A 17,083-nucleotide genomic window follows, 5' to 3' on the forward strand; every position below is an offset into this window, starting at 1 on the left:
ATGAGTTGGGCGGGGGCCACCACGATGGATGCTGAGGCATCAGAGTTGTTGTCGCGGGTGCAATCTGGGATTCGCGAGGTGAATCGGGCGTGGGCTCAGCGGCTGGATGACGGCCTCGAGTACTACCGGTACATCTCCAGCAACGACGACGAGAACGGCACTCGGGCGGCCGCATGCGAGATTGCGGTCGCCTGGCGATGCACCACCGGGCAGGCTGACCATCTGCTGCGGTGCCGGCGATTGCTCGACCATCTGCCGTCACTCGCGGACGCATTCGCCTGTGGCGAGCTGAGTGTCGAGAAGCTCAAGGCGATCTATCACCGCGCTTCGCGCGGCTACCGAGATGCGCTCATGGATCTGGACGGTGTGCTCGCCGAAGACGCAATGCTGTTGGGCGACAACTCGTTCGCCGAAGAACTGGACAGGCATCTGATGCCGTTCGAGCCGGACGTAGCGGACGATGGTGACCTCGTCGATCCGGCGCGGAGGGTGGTGGTGCGTCGGCGAGCAGGTGGGATGGCCAGCCTGATCACCGCGTGCACGGCCGAAGAAGCAATCCGGGCCAAGGCTCAGCTCGAAGAGATGGCACCCGATGATCATGTGAGGCAGGTGGATGCGGTGCTCGATGCAATCGCGGAGGCGAATACGGCTACCGGCGACGAGACGCCGGCGGCGGCTCAGGCGCGCACCGCGGCCGACCAACCCAAACGTGCATGGACCGAGCTGGTTGTTGATCTGCCGACAGTGTTGGGATTGTCGACGAACCCCGGCTACCTGCTCGGATACGGTCCGCTGGATTGTGAACAGTCGCGGTCGCTGGCGGGTCGATCGCGGTGGAAGGGCCTGGTGACGATCGGGGAGCAGGCGCTCGCAGCGGTGCTCCACCTGATCAACTCTGCCGGCGAAACACCGATCACCAGCGAAGACCTCACGGCCGCGCTGATGAACTCGGTCGACGGCGGCAGTCGAATCATATTGGGGGAGAGACATATCGGCCCGTCACCGCCGATCAAAGCGTCGGCGACCCCCGATGGCCACGGCGGGTGGAGTACTGCGCCGCCCGGCGCCCTGCGATACCGGCCCGGCTCGAAGCTGGCCCGAATGATCCGGGCCCTGGACGGGCACTGCCGCTACCCGGGCTGTGCCGTGCCCGCAGACAAGTGCGAAGTCGACCACATCGTCCCGTTCAACCATGCCAACCCGTCGGCCGGTGGATGGACCATCGAGGCAAACCTCGAATGCCTGTGCAAGGAGCACCACGACATGAAGACCCGCGGGATCATCCGGGTGGTCCTGCACGGCAACCGGACGATCTGGTTCAACACCCGCGCCGGACAACAGGTGATGACCCGGGCCGTGGTCCGCTAGATGACGCCCGAGAAATCGAGCTGCGCCAACCGCTCTGGATCGGCCACGATGTTCATCGCCACCACACGGCCATCGGACACCGTGAACGCTGCAACCGACGACACCATGTCGCCGGAGAAGGCGAGCACGCCGATGCCGCCGTTCATGCGCACCATCTGCGTCCGCTCGGTGAACCGCTGGAACGTGATCGCGCCCCGGGCAGCAGCCTCGGCGCCCAGCACCTCAACAGGTGCGCGGTCGGCGGCCACGTCGGTACGGATGACGATGTTCGGATCCAGCACAGCCATCAGCGCCTCCAGGTCGCCACCCCGAGCCGCAGCCGTGAAGGCCTCCACCACCCGCCGCTGCTCGGCCAGACCCTCCGACCGCGGCGTCGCCCCCTGCACCCGAGAACGCGCACGACTGGCCAACTTGCGGGCAGCCGCCGGCGTCTTGCCCACAATCGGCGCCACTTCATCGAATGGCATCGCAAACAGATCATGCAGAACAAACGCCAGACGCTCACTAGGGCTCAACGTCTCCAACACCACCAACAACGCAACACTCACCGAATCGGCCAGCACCGCCTGCCCCTCCGGATCGTCGGCCGCATCGAGCGGAGCCAGGATCGGGTCGGGCACATGGGCGATCTCGAGCGGCTCCTCATGGCGAGTCCGCCTCGACCGCAACATGTTCAAACACACCCGCGACGTGATGGTGGTGAACCAGCCCCCGATGTTCGAGATCTCATCGGTGTCGGCGCCGGCCACCTTCAGCCATGTTTCCTGAACAGCGTCCTCGGCCTCGCTGAGCGAACCCAGCATCCGATAGGCCACAGCACGCAAATGCCCGCGATTCGCCTCGAACTCGGTGAGCAGAAAATCGTTTGTCTCCATCGGTCACATTCCCCTTTTCCGTCGTGTCAGAGCTATGAACCGCCCGACACGGCCGATGTGACACAACATCGCCGCCCCGATGAAGGAGTCCGCAATGACCGCACGTATGACCAACCCCGCCACCGTTCTGCCGCAGGCAACCAAGGCCATCCCACACTTGTTCGGAGCAATGGACCAAGGCGGTCTGTCAGCCTCACTTCGCGAAATCCTCGCACTACGGGTCAGTCAGATCAACGGCTGCGCCGCCTGCGTTCACTCCCACGCCAAGAGCCTGAAGGCGGAGGAGGAAAGCGACGACCGCATCTCCACCGTGGCCGTCTGGCGCGAATCGCCCTTCTTCACCGAACCCGAACGCGCAGCGCTCAACCTCGCCGAGTACGCCACCCGCCTGGCCGACTCGCGCGGCCACGCCGTACCCGACCCCGTCTGGGACGAGGCTGCCGACAACTTCGACGAGAAGGAACTGTCGGCGATCATCTTGCTGATCGCCACCACGAACTTCTTCAACCGCATCAACGTGACGATCCAGGAACCAGCAGGCACCACCTGGTGAGCGCACCCTGGCAGCTAACCTCTTCGTGTGCTGCTCTCCGACCGCGACATCCGCGCCCAGATCGCTGATGGCCGCCTGGCCATCGAGCCCTTCGACCCCGTGCTGGTGCAACCCTCCAGCATCGACGTCCGGCTCGATGGCCTGTTCCGGGTGTTCAACAACACCCGGTACACCCACATCGACCCCGCCCAGCGACAAGACGATCTGACGACGCTGGTCGAGCGAGAAGAAGGGGAGCCGTTTGTCCTGCACCCCGGCGAGTTCGTCCTCGGATCAACGCTCGAGGTCTGCACCCTGCCCGACGACCTCGCGGGCCGCCTCGAGGGCAAATCGTCGCTCGGCCGCCTCGGACTGCTGACCCACTCGACTGCCGGGTTCATCGACCCGGGCTTCACCGGACACATCACGTTGGAGCTGTCGAACGTCGCCAACCTGCCCATCACCCTCTGGCCGGGCATGAAAATCGGTCAGCTGTGCCTCATCAAGCTGTCCAGCCCGGCAGAGTTCCCCTACGGGAGTGCCTCGGTCGGCTCCAAGTACCAGGGGCAACGCGGACCGACCCCGTCGAAGGCCTACCTGAACTTTTCGCACGAGTGACCTCTGAACGTCACCTGAACCACCCCGGCGCGACAGACATAAACCGTACGTAGATGGGTATGACCAAGCGTATGAAGGTGACAGTTTTCGGTTGTGGATATCTCGGTGCCACACACGCAGCATGTATGGCCGAACTCGGGCACGAAGTCCTCGGTGTGGACGTGGACGAAGCGAAGATCGCGACCCTCGTCGCCGGCGACCTGCCCTTCTACGAACCCGGACTGGTCGAGGTCCTGCGCCGCAACATCGACAACGGGCGTCTGCGGTTCACCACCGACTACGACGAAGCGGCGAACTTCGCGGCCATCCACTTCCTCGGGGTCGGAACGCCCCAGAAGAAGGGGGAGTACGCCGCCGACCTCCGACACGTTCACAGCATGGTCGACGAGCTCGCGCCGCGGCTGCGGGGCGAGCACCTCATCATCGGGAAATCCACAGTGCCCGTGGGAACCGCGGGCGATCTGCAACGCCGCGTGACCGCGGGAGCGCACGAGTCGGCGACGATCGAGGTCGCCTGGAACCCCGAGTTCCTGCGCGAGGGCTTCGCGATCCAGGACACCCTGCACCCCGACCGCATCGTGCTCGGCACAGACCGCTCCAATGCAGGCAGCCACGCCGAGAAGCTGGTGCGCGAACTCTACGCAGACCTGCTCGCCGAGGAGATCCCCTTCCTGCACACCGACCTGGCGACCGCCGAATTGGTCAAGGTATCGGCGAACGCCTTTCTCGCAACCAAGATTTCATTCATCAACGCCATCAGCGAGGTGTGTGAGGCGAGCGGGGCCGACGTGTCGATGCTGGCCGACGCCATCGGATACGACAACCGCATCGGCCGCCGATTCCTCAACGCCGGACTGGGTTTCGGAGGCGGCTGCCTGCCGAAAGACATCAGGGCATTCATGGCTCGAGCCGGCGAACTGGGCGCCGACCAGGCGCTGACCTTCCTACGCGAGGTCGACTCGATCAACATGCGTCGCCGCACAGCCATGGTGGAACTGACAACAAAGGTGTGTGGTGGCAGCCTGCTGGGCGCCAACATCGCCGTTCTCGGCGCGGCATTCAAACCAGAGAGCGACGACGTGCGCGACTCGCCCGCGCTTAACGTCGCGGGTCAACTGCAGTTGCAGGGTGCCACCGTGAACGTGTTCGACCCGAAGGCAATCGACAACTCCCGCAGGGTGTTCCCGACGCTCACCTACGCCGCGTCCGCGCGAGAGGCCTGTGAGCACGCCGACGCCGTGCTCGTGCTCACCGAATGGGCCGAGTTCGTCCACATGGAGCCCGACGAGCTAGCACCCGTGGTGCGCAAGACCAACATCGTCGACGGCAGGCGATGCCTGAACGCCGGCCAGTGGATCGCCGCGGGATGGCAGTACCACGCACTCGGCGGCAACACGAACACCGGAGTCGCAGAACTGGTCAGTCCGTAGCTTTGCGGAGGTAGTCGTCGAGCTGATGGGCGAGATCGCGGTCAAGGGCACGGTCGAGTGCGCTGTGAGCCGAGATGGTCGCGGTCCGGCGCATCTCGCCGATCAGCTCTGCGGCCCAGTCGCTTTCGGATCCCTCCGAGGGAACCCAGCCCTCACCGCGTTCGGATTCGACCACGTCGCGGCCGGCGGAAATGAGGGTGGAGGCGACAGCGGCCATCTCCTTCTCGACCTTGCCGTGCACGTCTAGGATTTTCGACAGCGTCAAACCCAGTTTGGTGAGCCGTCCGAAGGCGTATACGGTCTCGCGGTCGCGCAACACATAGTCGTCACCGTCGGCCTCGATCAGGCCGAAGTCTTCAAGCCTCTTGTAGTGAGACGGGTTGCGGGAGTTCAACAACGACTTGAGGGCCTCGGCCGAGATGGTCTCCGATCGCGCCTTCGACCACGGTTCGGTGACCACCTCCCGGATCCCGAGGACGTCGACGAGGTCGTCGCCGCGTTGCACACCCAGGAGGAAGTCGGCGATGTGGCGGATCGTGAAACCGCGGTGCAGCAGGTCGTTGATCACCTTGAGCCGGGCGAGATGGGTGTCGGTGTAGATCGCGATCCGTCCGCGACGCGTGGGGCGGGGCAGCAGCCCACGGTCCTGATACCCACGCACATTGCGCGTGGTGGTTCCCGCGGCGCGTGCGAGGTCGTCGATCCGGTACTCGGTCACCCCGAGATTCTAAACCGGCTGTCACGATGCCAGTTCTAACCGTGACATTGACAAATGACACGTTTGTTGATGACACTCGGATCGCTGTGCGGGGACGGCTGAACAAGACATACAGGACAGTCCCGTGCAGAATGGCCATCGAACGGTTGCTACTGGTGAATGACGACGAGGAGGTCGGGAGCAGTGATCTGGCTCGACCCATCGCTTCTGCGCACGGTTCGTGACCTCCTCCACTCGGCATCCGGCCAGGTCGGACCGGCGTTTGCCCTGATCGACCTCGACGACGGCGGTCTGCGTGGTGCCGCGGTCGACTCCGCCACCGGTCAATGCCTGATGCAGCTCGACGACCATGACCTGCAGGGCAGGGCGTTCGACCGCTCGGTGGCCGACTATCTGGTTCGCACCGGCAAGGCCCCGATGCCCGAGAACGCCGAGTGGGCGCGTGAACTGCTCGACCTCATGACAAAAGCCCGCTCGGCGCTCAGCCGTTCGGACGGAACGTTCGTGATGGGGCGCGAGTACGTCGGAATGCTGCGAGTGACCCGGACCGACCTCGACGATGCCCTGGCGCCCGCGGTGGCGCGTGCGGTCAGCGTGGCGCGATCGATCGCCGCCGGCTCACCTGCCCCGGTCACGGCCGTGGTCCTGATGCCCGACCACGTGATCTGGCCAGGTCTAGGGGCGGCACTGACCGCCGGACTGCATGACCTACCCGTCCTGGCGATGCACGCGGACGTACCCCTGGCGGTACCGGGACGGCATGCGCGGCCGGCACCGGTCGCAGAACCGGAACCGGAACCTCAGCTCGCGCAGGAAGCCGAACCGGCGCCCCCGCCCGTGGACAACCGGCGCCAGAACCGGCTTGTGCTGATCGGTGCGGCGCTGCTCGCCGGACTCATCGTCGTTGGCGGCGCCACCCTGGTGGCTGCGCCGTGGAGCGAAGACACCGGTCAACCGCAGTCGCAGCGGTATCTGCGCACGCCGGAGACGAGTACTGCGGTGTCGGCAACCCCTGGCCCCGCGCAGTCGCCGACGACCGCGTCATCGGTCCCGACCACAACCCCGCCGCCCCTGCCGCCGATCAACACCGAAGCCGCGCTCGCCCCCGTGATGCGCTACACCGCGCCCCCGCCGCCTCCTCCGCCGACGACTACACGGCGACCGGCACGGCCTGCCCCGAACACGATCCCCAACCCCATCCCGGGGTTGCCTCCGATTCTGTTGCCCTGAGTCAGGGTGCGACGCCTCGGCTGATCAGATCGAGGGTCTGGGCGTAGATGAACTCCCAGTGGTTCGTGGTGTCGGGGGGCCCGGCTCCATCGAGTTCCAGGCTCACGGCCCCGTGCACACAGGACCAGATCTGCAGCGTGAGGTCCATCGGCTCGCCGGCCCGGATGGTGCCGGCGGCCTGTCCGTAACGAACGATTTCGGTGAGCGCACCGAGGGCTGCTTCTCCGACTTCGCCTTCGGGCGCGCATTGGCCCGAGAACATGAGCCGGTAGAGCGTCGGTGATTTGTGCGCGAACGCGCGATAGGTATGACCGGCGCGGTTCAGCCGGACGTCGGCGTCAGAGTCGACAACGCTGCCTATCATCTTTCGAAGCTGCGAAAAGCCCTCTGTGACAAGGGCATTGATCAAGCCATCCTTGCCGTCGAAGTGGTTGTAGACGCCCATCGGCGCGACCTTGGCCTCTGAAGCGACCGCTCGCACAGTCAGGCCGCGCACGCCGTGGGTATCCAGTACGCGCAGGGCGGCATTGAGGAGCAGCCCCCGGACATCTCCGGCAGGGGTCCGTGATGCCGCCCTTGGCGATTTCGATGCCACGTCGTCGATCCTTTCACACCACTTGCACGATCCCTCTTGACATCGCAGTAGCACGCTGTTCTTCTTATATAGAACACTGTACTACAACACTAGAACAGCATCCTACTTCAGGAGAGTCGATGAGAAAGACAGAGCTGGTCGAACACAACACCGCTGCCCGGTCGCGCAATCGCTGGTGGGGTCTGGTCGCCCTCTGTGGCGCTGTGCTCCTGGTGATGATCGACAACACCATCGTCAACGTCGCGCTGCCGACCATCAGTCGGGATCTCGGCGCGAGCAACTCGGGACTGCAGTGGGTGGTGGACGCCTACACCCTCACATTCGCCGGATTGCTGCTCACCGCAGGTCATTTCGCTGACCGGTTCGGCCGCCGAAAGGTACTGGTCATCGGCGTCATCGGGTTCGCGGCGGTGTCGGTGCTCGCTGCCGAATCGAGCTCGCTCGGACAGCTCATCGCCACCCGTGCGGGGCTCGGATTGTTTGCCTCACTGGTCTTTCCGGCCACTCTGGCCATCCTGATCGGCATCTTCCCCGATCTCAAGGAGCGGGCCATCGCAGTCGGCATCTGGGCCGGCACCACCGGTATCGCCGTGGCCATCGGTCCCGTGCTCGGAGGTTGGCTGCTCGAGCACTACTCGTGGTCGTCGGTGTTCTGGGTCAACCTGCCGATCGCCGCAGCAGTGCTGGTCGGTGTCTACCTCGCGGTGCCCAGCGGCGGCAAAGCCCAGCCGGGCCCGTTCGACCTCACCGGCGCAGCAACGTCCATCGCCGGCGTGACCCTGCTGGTCTACACCCTGATCGAGGGGCCGAACCACGGGTGGGGATCACTGCAGACCATCGGTGGATTCATCGGTGCGGCAGCGCTTTTGATCGGATTCGTGTACATCGAACTGTGCTCGCGCCATCCCATCCTGGACGTGCGCCTGTTCAAGAACCGACCGTTCGCGGTGGCCTCGGGGCTTATCGCGGTCGCATTCTTCAGCCTGTTCGGGTTCATCTTCCTGATCACCCAGTACTTCCAGGCCGTCAAGGGCTACGGTCCGCTGGAGGCCGGACTGCGCACCCTGCCGTTCGCGATCGTGATGGCCGGATTCTCGCCGCTCGCGATGGTGTTCGCCCGCAAGCTGGGGCCCGGGCGGGTTGCGGCCCTTGGATCATTGACGATGGCCGGGGGGTTCGCCTTGGTTCTCCTCGCAGGCAAAGACGCCTCCTACTGGGGGCTGATCATCTGGTCGATGAGCCTGATGGCGGCGGGCCTCGCCCTGGTGCAGGGGCCGGCCACCAACATCATCACCAATTCCCTTGCCCCGCAGCAGGCAGGCGCGGGCTCGGCGGTCAACGACGTGACGCGCGAGATCGGCGGCACCCTCGGGGTTGCCGTGCTCGGCTCGGTGCTGTCATCCATCTACACGTCGGGGATCGGTGACAAGCTCGATGGCAGCGGTCTGCCCCCAGAAGCCCTTGCTGCATCCAAGGATTCGGTGATGGCCGGTGTGCAGGTCGCCTCGGCCATCCCGGGTCCCGGTGGTCAGCAGATGCTCGAGGTGATCCGTGACGCGTTTGTCGACGGGCTGCACGGCTCGGTGGTGGTGGCCGCCGTTGCCGCGGGCCTCGCTGCGCCGATCGCCTGGATCACCCTGCGGACCAGACAACTCGGTGCCGCGGTGGTGGTGGAGGACGATGCGCGTCAGGCGGAGTATTCGTAGCCGTCCTTGAGGGCTTTGCGCAGCGACAGGATCGACTCCACCCGGCTGGTCGGTCGAAGGTAGGGCGAATCACCTTGAGCGTTGATGTAGTAGGTGTTCGACCCGGCGCAGCGCGGACTCGCAAAGACCGTGCTGCGCACCTTCTTGCGCATCTTCTCGACGAACTCTTCGGTCTGCTCATCGGTCGCGCTCACCCGGCCCGCGCCGGACTCGACGGCTTTGGCGACAACCCGCACGGCGTGGGTCACGCAGAGTTCGATGGTGTCGAACCACGAGAACCCGATCACGCCGTAGGGTCCCGGCGCCAGGAACAGGTTGGGGAAGTCCGGGACGGTGATGCCCTCGTAGGCGTGCATACGTTCCGAATCCCAGGTGTCGCCGAGATCCTGGCCGCCGACTCCGCGGATGGTGTACGGGAGATCGAAGATCTTGAAGCCGGTTGCGAGGATGAGCGCATCGATCTCCAGACGTCGGCCGTCTGCGAAAACGATTCCGCTACCGGTGATCTCGGTGATCGGCGACGTCTCCAGATCGACGTTGTCGCGGTTGAACGTGGGGAAATAGTCGTTGGAGAACGACGGACGCTTGCAGGCGTAGCCGTAATGCGGGGTGAGTTTGGTGCGCAACTCGGGGTCCTTGACCTGACCCCGCAGGTGACGCAGGCAGAGCTTCTCCATTCCCCTCGTGATGGCGGGCAACTGCTTGTTGTAGACCACGCCGAGTGTCTCGGCTATCTCGAACGTCGAGTCGATCAGAAAACGCGGCAGCAACTGCAGTTTCGGCGCGAACCGGTACACACCACGCAGGCGGTCGGGGATCGGCGCGTTCGGTTTGGGCAACACCCAGATGGCCGTGCGCTGCACCACGGTCAGGTGCTCGACGTCGGGTGCGATGGTGGGGATGATCTGGATGCCGGTGGCCCCGGTGCCGATGATGGCGACCCGCTTGCCCGTCAGGTCGTAATCGTGGTCCCAGGAGGCCGAGCGCAGCACCTTCCCCGAGAAGTTCTGCAGGCCGGGCAGTGCGGGCGTGGCCGGGGTGGACAGCGCACCATGGCAACTGATCAGGAACCGGGCGGTGACGGTGTCGCCGGATGCGGTGGTGACGGTCCACAGGTCGGTGGTCTCGTCGAAATCGGCCTCGGTCACCGCGGTGCCGAACCGGATGTGCTCACGGATCCCGAACCGCTCGGCGATGTCGCGGGCGTACTGCAGCAGTTCCGATCCCGGCGCGAACACCGCGGACCAATCCGGGTTGAGTGCGAACTTGTAGGAGTAGGTGACCGACGGGATGTCCACCTCGACACCGGGATACTGATTGGCCAGCCACGTGCCGCCGACGTCGTCGTTGCGGTCGAAGATCACGTAGTCGTCGATTCCGCGTTCTTGCAACTTGATCCCGGCAGCGAGCCCGCCGAATCCAGCACCCACGATGGCGACGGTGAATTGAGGTTCGGGCACGATGATGTTCTCCGTTGCTGTTCGGGTTCAGAGGTCGAGACGAAGGTGGTCACCCTCGGCCCGTGACACGCAGGTGAGCATCACACCGGCGTCGCGTTCTGGTTCGGTGAGGATGTTGTCGCGGTGTTCGACCTGCCCTTCGAGCACCCGGACCTTGCAGGTGCCGCAGAAGCCTTGCTGGCACGAGTACGGCACCGACGGCAGAACCCGGCGAACCGCCGCCAGAGTCGACTCGGTGGCACCGACCGCAACGTCACCGCCGGTGCTGTCGAGGGTCACCCGGAATGGCCGGCCGTCGAGAACCGGTGGTGGAGAGAACCTCTCGAAGTGCAGTTCGATGTCGGCCCTGCCCGCCAGCGCGGCACGGATGGAGTTCAGCATGGGGACCGGGCCGCAGCAGTACACGGACGTTCCGGGAAGCCCCGGTGAGTCGGCGTCGTCCCCGCCGAGAAGATCATGCGCGGTGGGGATGCCGTCGGTGTCGTCGGTGCGCAGCGTGATCCGGTCACCGTAGCGGGCCAGTTCGTCGACGAAGGGCAGGGAGTCGACGCTGCGGCCGGTGTACACCATCGACCAGTCCAGGCCCAGCCGCTCGGCGGCCTGCAACATCGGCAGGATCGGGGTGATGCCGATGCCGCCGGCGATGAATCGCAGTCGGCGTGCCGGTGATCCATGACCGGGCAGTGCGAGGGGAAAAGCGTTGCGCGGTCCCTTGATCCGCAACAGGTCACCAACCCGGAGCTGCTCGTGGACCTCCACCGATCCGCCGCCACCGTCCGGTATCCGCCGCACGGCGATCCGGTAGTGGTCACGATCGGCGGGGTCACCGCACAGCGAGTACTCCCGCATGCGGCCGGACGGCAGCAGCAGGTCGAGGTGAGCGCCGGCGTACCACGGTGTGAGTTCGCCGCCGTCGGGGTCGGCGAGGGTCAAGGCCACCACGTTCTCGTCCTCGGCCACCACCTCGCGGCCGATGATCCGCACCGTGGTGACGCGGTGAACCTCTTTCGGCACAGGGGTTTTGGTGAGAGTGCTCCACAGCGGGAACCACACCTTGCCGAGCAGTGTCGCGATCCGCATGGCCGGGTCGTGCTGATACCGGTTGTACAGATGCGGCGGCGGCGCCGTCATCGACGTCGTGTGCGGGTGGTGACGCTGATTCATGGGTGTGCGGTCCGGGCCGCAGGTGACGTCGCAAGGTAGGCGACGGCCTGGGCTGTCGACCCCACCTCCATCGGGGAGAAGTCGCGCCGGAAGTAGCTGAAGGTGGCGAAGACGATGGACCGCAGGGTGGGCAGCAGTCCGTTCCGGGCTCCGGAGAACCATCCCAGCCACAACCGGGGGTAGCTCACCTTGCCTGCCGGGTCGCCGTGGGCGATGAAGCGGATGCCGCGGTGGATGACAAAGAGCAATGCCGGCAGAGCGACCAGCATGGCCCGGCCACGTTTGAGGTAGCTGTCGCCGAAGTAGGTGGCCACATCGTGTGCCACACAACGATGTTCCACTTCTTCGGCGCCGTGCCACCGGAAGAGGTCGGCCATCATGGGGTCGGCGCCGTGCTCGTCCCACTTGTTGTTCAGAGCGAAGTCACCGAGTACGGCGGTGTAGTGCTCGATGGCGGCGATCAGCCAGAGCCGCTCGACGAGGTGCTTGTACCGGGCTTTCGCGGTGCCCTTCTCGGAGGGGCCGAGGATCTTACGGAAGATCCACTCCATCTGGCGCTGGAACGGCCGGGGGTCGAGACCGTTCTCGTCGAGGAACTCCCACAGCACCCGGTCGTGGGCTTCGGCGTGCATCGCCTCCTGTCCGATGAAGCCGCGCATCGCAGCCGCGAGCACCTCGTCCTTCACCAGGGGCAGTGCCTCGTTGTACGTCTGCACGAACCAGCGTTCACCCTCTGGCAGCAGCAGATTGAGCATGCTGATCACATTGGACGACACCGGATGGTTCGGAATCCAGTGCAGCGGGGTGTTCTTCCACTCGAACTCGACGTTGCGGGCATGCAGTTCAACTGGTCCGGGATCAAAAGCGTGGGTCATCGCGGTCTCCTGTTCAGAACAACTTTGCGCGGGCCATCAAACGCGAGAGCCCGGGTGTGAAGCGGTAGATGCGGTACCAGGCGTGCGCCTCGGGGGTCACCGGTACCACCGCCTTGTTGTTCTCGATCGCGCCGAGAATCGCGGACGCCACCTTGTCCGGCGTGTAGCCGCGGCGGCGGTACATCCCACTCATCTTGTCGCGCAACTGTTGTTGCGTGTCCGCGGTGGATCCGGCGAACTCGGTGGCCGCGACGATGTTGGTGTCGACGATGCCGGGACAGATGGCCGAGACCCCGATGTGATGCTCGGCCAGCTCGGCCCGGAGCGATTCGCTGAACATCAGCACCCCGGCCTTGGTCGCTGCGTAGCTGCCGAGGCCCTGCTGTGGTGTGAAGGCAGCTGCCGAGGCCAGATTGACGATCTGGCCGCCGAGACCGCGTTCCACCATCGCCCGGCCGAAGACCCGGCTGCCGGTGATGACCCCGAGCAGGTTGATGTCGATCAGGCGCCGGATCTGTTCGTCGGTGGCATCGAGGGCGTGTCCGGCGAAACCGATACCGGCGTTGTTGATGACGATGTCGGCCACTCCGTGGCGCTTGGACACGTCGTCGGCGAATGTGGCGAATGCGTCCTGGTCGGCGACGTCGAGCCGGTAGGCGGTGGCCAGTCCGCCGCTGGAAGTGATTGCGGCAACGGTGGTCTCGGCTGCATCGAGGTTGATGTCCGCCACGATGACCTCGGCCCCGTTGCGGGCTAGCAGAACTGCCGTCTCTTTGCCGATGCCGCTGCCCGCGCCGGTGATGACCGCGAGTTTGCCGGACACAGAGGTGTTCTCACCCCGCCGGCGGGCACGCTCGATGACCGGCGACACCTCACCCCCGCGGATCGTCTCGATGAAGTCGCCGGCGATCTCGGCGAGATAGCCAGGGTTCGTGTACGGCAGCCAGTGGCCGGTCTCGGTGTCGCGACGCCACAGTTTGTCCGTGTAGCGCGGAGTGTTGGCGAAGATCGCCTTGCGCAGAGCGATGTCGCGCGTGTTCACCACCTCGAACACCGGAACGGTGGTGCTGCGTGGATCCGGATTCGCCAGTCGCGGTCGGATGTTGGCGCGGTAGTACCGCAATCCCGACACCGCATCGGCACGGAACGTCGGTGCGAAGGTGAGGTTCGCCGGGTCGGTGCCTTCGACGGCGGTGAGCAGCCGTTGCCACGTCGCGGGGTGCATGGCCGCGCCGAACAGGGCCTTGGGTACAACCGGGAGCTGGAACACGGCCGTGTAGCTCGACGACACGAGCTGAGAGACCGCCTGTCCCACGGACTTGGGGGTGGGTCGACGCAGTCGCTCGCGGGTCCATTCGCCGAGGTGGTCCAGATTGGGTCCGGACACCGAGATGAACGAGGCGATCCGGTCGTCGGCGCCGGGTGTGCACACGCCTTCCCAGGTCTGGACCGAACCCCAGTCGTGCGCGAGGACGTGAACGGCCTCGCCGGGGCTGACCTCATCGATCACGGCGAAGAGATCGGCTGCCAACTCGGGGAGCCGGTAGGCGGCGTCGCCGTCGGGCTTGGCGCTCTCGCCGTAGCCGCGGGTGTCGTAGGCAACCACGTGATAGCGCTCGGCGAGGATCGGCGCCACCGACTGCCACAGATGGTGGGTGTCGGGCCATCCGTGCACGAGCACCACGGTCGGGTGGTCGGATGACCGCTCGCCCAGCTCGAACACGGCCAGCTCCACGCCGTCGCGGATCACGGTGCGTGACCGCCAGGCGGGCTCGGCGGCCCTCTGATTGCTGTCGATAGCAGTCATCAACTCCCCCTTGAGTGATTGAGTGAGTTAGACGTTACCAGTCGTCACACTTAAATCAAGGGGGTCTGAGCTGCGGTTATGTGGTTCTACTGCTTGTAGCTGGCCAAGAAGTTGCCCATTCGCTGCACCGCGTCACCCAGATCGCGCGACCACGGGAGCGTGACGATGCGGAAATGGTCGGGGTTGGGCCAGTTGAATCCGGTGCCGTGCACAACAAGAATTTTCTCGCGGACCAGGAGGTCGAGGACAAACTTCTCGTCGTCGTGGATGTCGTGCACCTCGGGGTCCAGGCGTGGGAACGCGTAGAGCGCACCCATCGGCTTCACACAGCTCACGCCGGGGATCTCGTTGAGCTTCTCCCACGTGATGTCGCGTTGTTCCAGGAGCCGACCGCCGGGCAGCACAAGATCCTCGATGCTCTGGTACCCGCCGAGCGCGACCTGGATGGCGTGCTGACCCGGAACGTTCGAACACAGGCGGGTCGACGCCAGCATCTTCATGCCGTCGATGAAGCCCTTCGCGTGGTCCTTCGGCCCGGTGATGGCCACCCACCCGGCCCGGTAACCGCACACCCGGTAGGCCTTGGACAGGCCGTTGAAGGTGAGGCACAGCAAGTCCGGCGCCAGCGACGCGAGATTGATGTGCTCGGCATCGTCGTACAGGATCTTGTCGTAGATCTCGTCGGCCAGGAGCAACAGCGAGTGCTTACGGGCCAATTCGACCAGCTGCGTGAGGACTTCACGTTTGTAGACCGCGCCGGTCGGGTTGTTCGGGTTGATCACCAGCAGCGCCTTGGTACGCGGCGTGATCTTCGACTCGATGTCCGCGATGTCGGGGTTCCAGTCGTTTTCCTCGTCGCAGAGGTAGTGGATCGCCTTGCCCCCGGACAGCGCCGTCATGGCGGTCCACAGCGGGTAGTCGGGGGAGGGGATCAGCACCTCGTCGCCGTCGTCGAGCAACGCCTGCATGGTCATGGTGATCAACTCGGATACACCGTTGCCCAAGATCACGTCGTCGACGTCGAAGTACGGGAAGTCCGGGATCAGTTCGTACCGGGTGACCACCGCGCGACGAGCCGGCAGCACCCCCAGGGATTCGCTGTACCCCTGGGAGTACGGCAACGCGTGGATCATGTCGCGCATGATCACGTCGGGCGCCTCGAAACCGAACTGGGCAGGATTGCCGATGTTCAGCTTCAGGATCCGATGCCCCTCCGCCTCCAGGCGAGCGGCGTGGGCCGTCACCGGTCCGCGGATCTCGTAGGCGACATTGCGAAGCTTCGCCGATTGCTCGAGTGGTTTGAGGTCGCGGTACACCGTCGACACATGTGGTCTGCTCACCTGCTTATGGTGCCAGCCTTTCGCAAATCGTTTTCGGGTTCAGCGTTTACCAGGACGCTTCTTGCCTGCTGCGATGCCGAATCCCTTGGCCTTGGAGGGGCCTGATTCGGCCAGCGTCCGGCTGTCGGCCGGTGCGTCGCCGTTGGTGGCAACTGCGCCGTTGTCGCTCTCGGTTGCTGCCGGTGCGGCTTCTGCCACCTCAGCGGTTTCGGTTGTTTCGACGGTCTCCGTTGCCTCAGTCGGCTCAGGGGTCGGCTCGGGCTCGGTCTCGGGCTGGGTCTCGGGCTCAGGGGCTGGAGCAGCCTTGGCCGCACCTGGCTTCTTCGCACCCGGACGCCTAGCCTTGCCGCCGATGGCCAGACCCTTGACGGGAACGGAAGGCGACGGTTCTGATGCCCCGCCCTCCGCAGTACCCTCCGCGGCCGGTTCACTGACCTCTGGCTCGTCCACCTTCGACGGCTCGTCGGCCACCGGTGCGGGTGCGACATCCTCGTCGGGCTTGCCTGCCCCCGGCTTCGGGGCCCCGGGACGCTTGGCTCCTGGACGCTTGGCACCTCCGCCGATGGCCAGGCCCTTGACCTGAGCGGCCGGCGGCTTCTCGCCGGCCTGGCCCGTGGTGGCCGGCTCTTCGGTGACCGATGTCGCTTCGGACTCGATCTCGGTCGTAGCCTCCGCAGCGGGCTCAGCGGCAGCGGCCTGCTTTGCTGCACCTGGCTTCTTGGCTGCGCCGCCGGGCTTGGGTGCTCCCGGACGCTTGGCACCGCCGCCGATGGACAGCCCCTTGACGGGTGCGGCCTTGGTCTCGGTGGCCTCGGCTGATTCGGTCGTCGCCTCCGCGGCCTCGGGCGCCTCGGCTGCCGGCTTCGCCGAACCCGGCTTCTTGGCTGCGCCACCGGGTTTCGGTGCTCCCGGACGTTTGGCGCCACCGCCGATCGAGAGGCCCTTGGCGCCGTCGGCTGCGGGCGCGGTCGCCTTCTCGTCGGAGGTCGGCTTGGCTGCGCCGCCCGGCTTGGGTGCGCCGCCGCCCGGCTTCTTGGCTGCGCCGCCGGGCTTGGGTGCGCCCCCGCCCGGCTTCTTCGCGCCGCCGCCGATGCCCAGTCCGCCGCCGACCTTCGGCTTTTCCTTGGTGTCGGTGGCTGTCGCCGCTGCCGCCTTGGCGGGCTCGGCTGCCGGTTCCTTCTTCTCGACCGGCTTGGCCTCGGGTTCGGCCACCGGCGCGGACAACCCCAGCGACGCTGCGCCGAGGAAACGGCCGCCGCGCTTGATCTCCGGGGCACCGCGCCTGACGGAGTCGAGGATCAGCTGAGCGACGTCGAGCACCTCGACCTTGTTCTCGAGCTCGGTGCCCGAGGTCTTCGCGGTCAC

The 17,083-nt window shown here is 65.6% G+C and carries 14 protein-coding genes and 1 pseudogene; 6 read left to right on the top strand and 9 right to left on the bottom strand.

All coding sequences use genetic code 11. The annotated features are described in order from the left end of the window. Window positions 1–1,368: an HNH endonuclease signature motif containing protein gene (locus tag KXR83_RS20380; RefSeq protein WP_437426369.1), complete on the top strand. Its 1,368-nt coding sequence runs from the start codon at window positions 1–3 to the stop codon at window positions 1,366–1,368. On the opposite strand, the gene KXR83_RS20385 is transcribed toward KXR83_RS20380, so the two are convergent. After that, window positions 1,365–2,243: a sigma-70 family RNA polymerase sigma factor gene (locus KXR83_RS20385; protein ID WP_437426370.1), complete on the bottom strand. Its 879-nt coding sequence runs from the start codon at window positions 2,241–2,243 to the stop codon at window positions 1,365–1,367. The two genes, KXR83_RS20380 and KXR83_RS20385, sit on opposite strands and share 4 nt — an antisense overlap. A gap of 94 nt (window positions 2,244–2,337) precedes the next feature. Here KXR83_RS20385 and KXR83_RS20390 point away from each other — a divergent pair, with 94 nt between their 5' ends. The 3 genes from KXR83_RS20390 (at window position 2,338) to KXR83_RS20400 (ending at window position 4,823) form a co-directional block, all read left to right on the top strand. Then, window positions 2,338–2,796 (top strand): carboxymuconolactone decarboxylase family protein, encoded by a 459-nt coding sequence (locus KXR83_RS20390; RefSeq protein ID WP_437426371.1) that lies wholly within the window; start codon window positions 2,338–2,340, stop codon window positions 2,794–2,796. Window positions 2,797–2,823: 27 nt separating this feature from the next. Then, window positions 2,824–3,393 (top strand): dCTP deaminase, encoded by a 570-nt coding sequence (gene dcd / locus KXR83_RS20395; protein WP_099383528.1) that lies wholly within the window; start codon window positions 2,824–2,826, stop codon window positions 3,391–3,393. 71 nt (window positions 3,394–3,464) lie between these two features. Then, window positions 3,465–4,823: a UDP-glucose dehydrogenase family protein gene (locus KXR83_RS20400; protein WP_437426396.1), complete on the top strand. Its 1,359-nt coding sequence runs from the start codon at window positions 3,465–3,467 to the stop codon at window positions 4,821–4,823. On the opposite strand, the gene KXR83_RS20405 is transcribed toward KXR83_RS20400, so the two are convergent. Further along, window positions 4,813–5,541, bottom strand: a complete 729-nt coding sequence (locus tag KXR83_RS20405; RefSeq protein ID WP_062796964.1) for a MerR family transcriptional regulator — start codon at window positions 5,539–5,541, stop codon at window positions 4,813–4,815. The two genes, KXR83_RS20400 and KXR83_RS20405, sit on opposite strands and share 11 nt — an antisense overlap. Window positions 5,542–5,724: 183 nt before the next feature. Between KXR83_RS20405 and KXR83_RS20410 the strand changes: the two genes are divergently transcribed. Then, a complete protein-coding gene (locus KXR83_RS20410) occupies window positions 5,725–6,771 on the top strand; it encodes a hypothetical protein (protein WP_437426372.1) in 1,047 nt (348 codons plus the stop codon). A 1-nt stretch (window position 6,772) separates the two neighbouring features. Here the strand turns inward: KXR83_RS20410 and KXR83_RS20415 are convergent, their stop codons facing one another. Beyond that, the gene (locus KXR83_RS20415) at window positions 6,773–7,366 is read right to left on the bottom strand and encodes a TetR/AcrR family transcriptional regulator (RefSeq protein WP_437426373.1); all 594 of its coding nucleotides are present in this window, start codon (window positions 7,364–7,366) and stop codon (window positions 6,773–6,775) included. Between the two features lie 119 nt (window positions 7,367–7,485). On the opposite strand from KXR83_RS20415, the gene KXR83_RS20420 reads away from it, so the two are divergent. Beyond that, on the top strand, window positions 7,486–9,072 hold the full coding sequence (locus KXR83_RS20420; RefSeq protein WP_437426374.1) for a DHA2 family efflux MFS transporter permease subunit: 1,587 nt from the start codon (window positions 7,486–7,488) through the stop codon (window positions 9,070–9,072). Here KXR83_RS20420 and KXR83_RS20425 read toward each other — a convergent pair. The 6 genes and pseudogenes from KXR83_RS20425 to KXR83_RS20450 all read right to left on the bottom strand — a co-directional run. Beyond that, entirely contained in the window at window positions 9,054–10,532 is a 1,479-nt protein-coding gene (locus KXR83_RS20425; protein ID WP_437426375.1) for a flavin-containing monooxygenase, read from the bottom strand. The genes KXR83_RS20420 and KXR83_RS20425 overlap by 19 nt on opposite strands. Window positions 10,533–10,559: 27 nt before the next feature. Continuing rightward, window positions 10,560–11,696: a PDR/VanB family oxidoreductase gene (locus KXR83_RS20430; RefSeq protein WP_437426376.1), complete on the bottom strand. Its 1,137-nt coding sequence runs from the start codon at window positions 11,694–11,696 to the stop codon at window positions 10,560–10,562. Further along, a complete protein-coding gene (locus tag KXR83_RS20435; RefSeq protein ID WP_062796975.1) occupies window positions 11,693–12,571 on the bottom strand; it encodes a metal-dependent hydrolase in 879 nt (292 codons plus the stop codon). Before KXR83_RS20435 ends, KXR83_RS20430 begins: the two co-directional genes overlap by 4 nt. Before the next feature lie 13 nt (window positions 12,572–12,584). Continuing rightward, window positions 12,585–14,378, bottom strand: a complete 1,794-nt coding sequence (locus KXR83_RS20440) for an SDR family oxidoreductase (RefSeq protein WP_437426377.1) — start codon at window positions 14,376–14,378, stop codon at window positions 12,585–12,587. 86 nt (window positions 14,379–14,464) lie between these two features. Then, a complete protein-coding gene (locus KXR83_RS20445) occupies window positions 14,465–15,718 on the bottom strand; it encodes a pyridoxal phosphate-dependent aminotransferase (RefSeq protein WP_031332719.1) in 1,254 nt (417 codons plus the stop codon). A 39-nt stretch (window positions 15,719–15,757) separates the two neighbouring features. Further along, window positions 15,758–17,083, bottom strand: a pseudogene (locus tag KXR83_RS20450) (Fe-S oxidoreductase); the annotation flags it as partial.

The sequence above is a fragment of the Williamsia muralis genome, from assembly GCF_051487485.1.
Classification (GTDB): Bacteria; Actinomycetota; Actinomycetes; order Mycobacteriales; family Mycobacteriaceae; genus Williamsia; species Williamsia muralis_B.

Coding starts and splice junctions, on each gene's coding strand:
- KXR83_RS20440 (WP_437426377.1), bottom strand. CDS start 14,378: ATGACTGCTATCGACAGCAATCAGAGGGCCGCCGAGCCCGCCTGGCGG.
- KXR83_RS20385 (WP_437426370.1), bottom strand. CDS start 2,243: ATGGAGACAAACGATTTTCTGCTCACCGAGTTCGAGGCGAATCGCGGG.
- KXR83_RS20435 (WP_062796975.1), bottom strand. CDS start 12,571: ATGACCCACGCTTTTGATCCCGGACCAGTTGAACTGCATGCCCGCAAC.
- KXR83_RS20390 (WP_437426371.1), top strand. CDS start 2,338: ATGACCGCACGTATGACCAACCCCGCCACCGTTCTGCCGCAGGCAACC.
- KXR83_RS20400 (WP_437426396.1), top strand. CDS start 3,465: ATGAAGGTGACAGTTTTCGGTTGTGGATATCTCGGTGCCACACACGCA.
- KXR83_RS20380 (WP_437426369.1), top strand. CDS start 1: ATGAGTTGGGCGGGGGCCACCACGATGGATGCTGAGGCATCAGAGTTG.
- KXR83_RS20420 (WP_437426374.1), top strand. CDS start 7,486: ATGAGAAAGACAGAGCTGGTCGAACACAACACCGCTGCCCGGTCGCGC.
- KXR83_RS20430 (WP_437426376.1), bottom strand. CDS start 11,696: ATGAATCAGCGTCACCACCCGCACACGACGTCGATGACGGCGCCGCCG.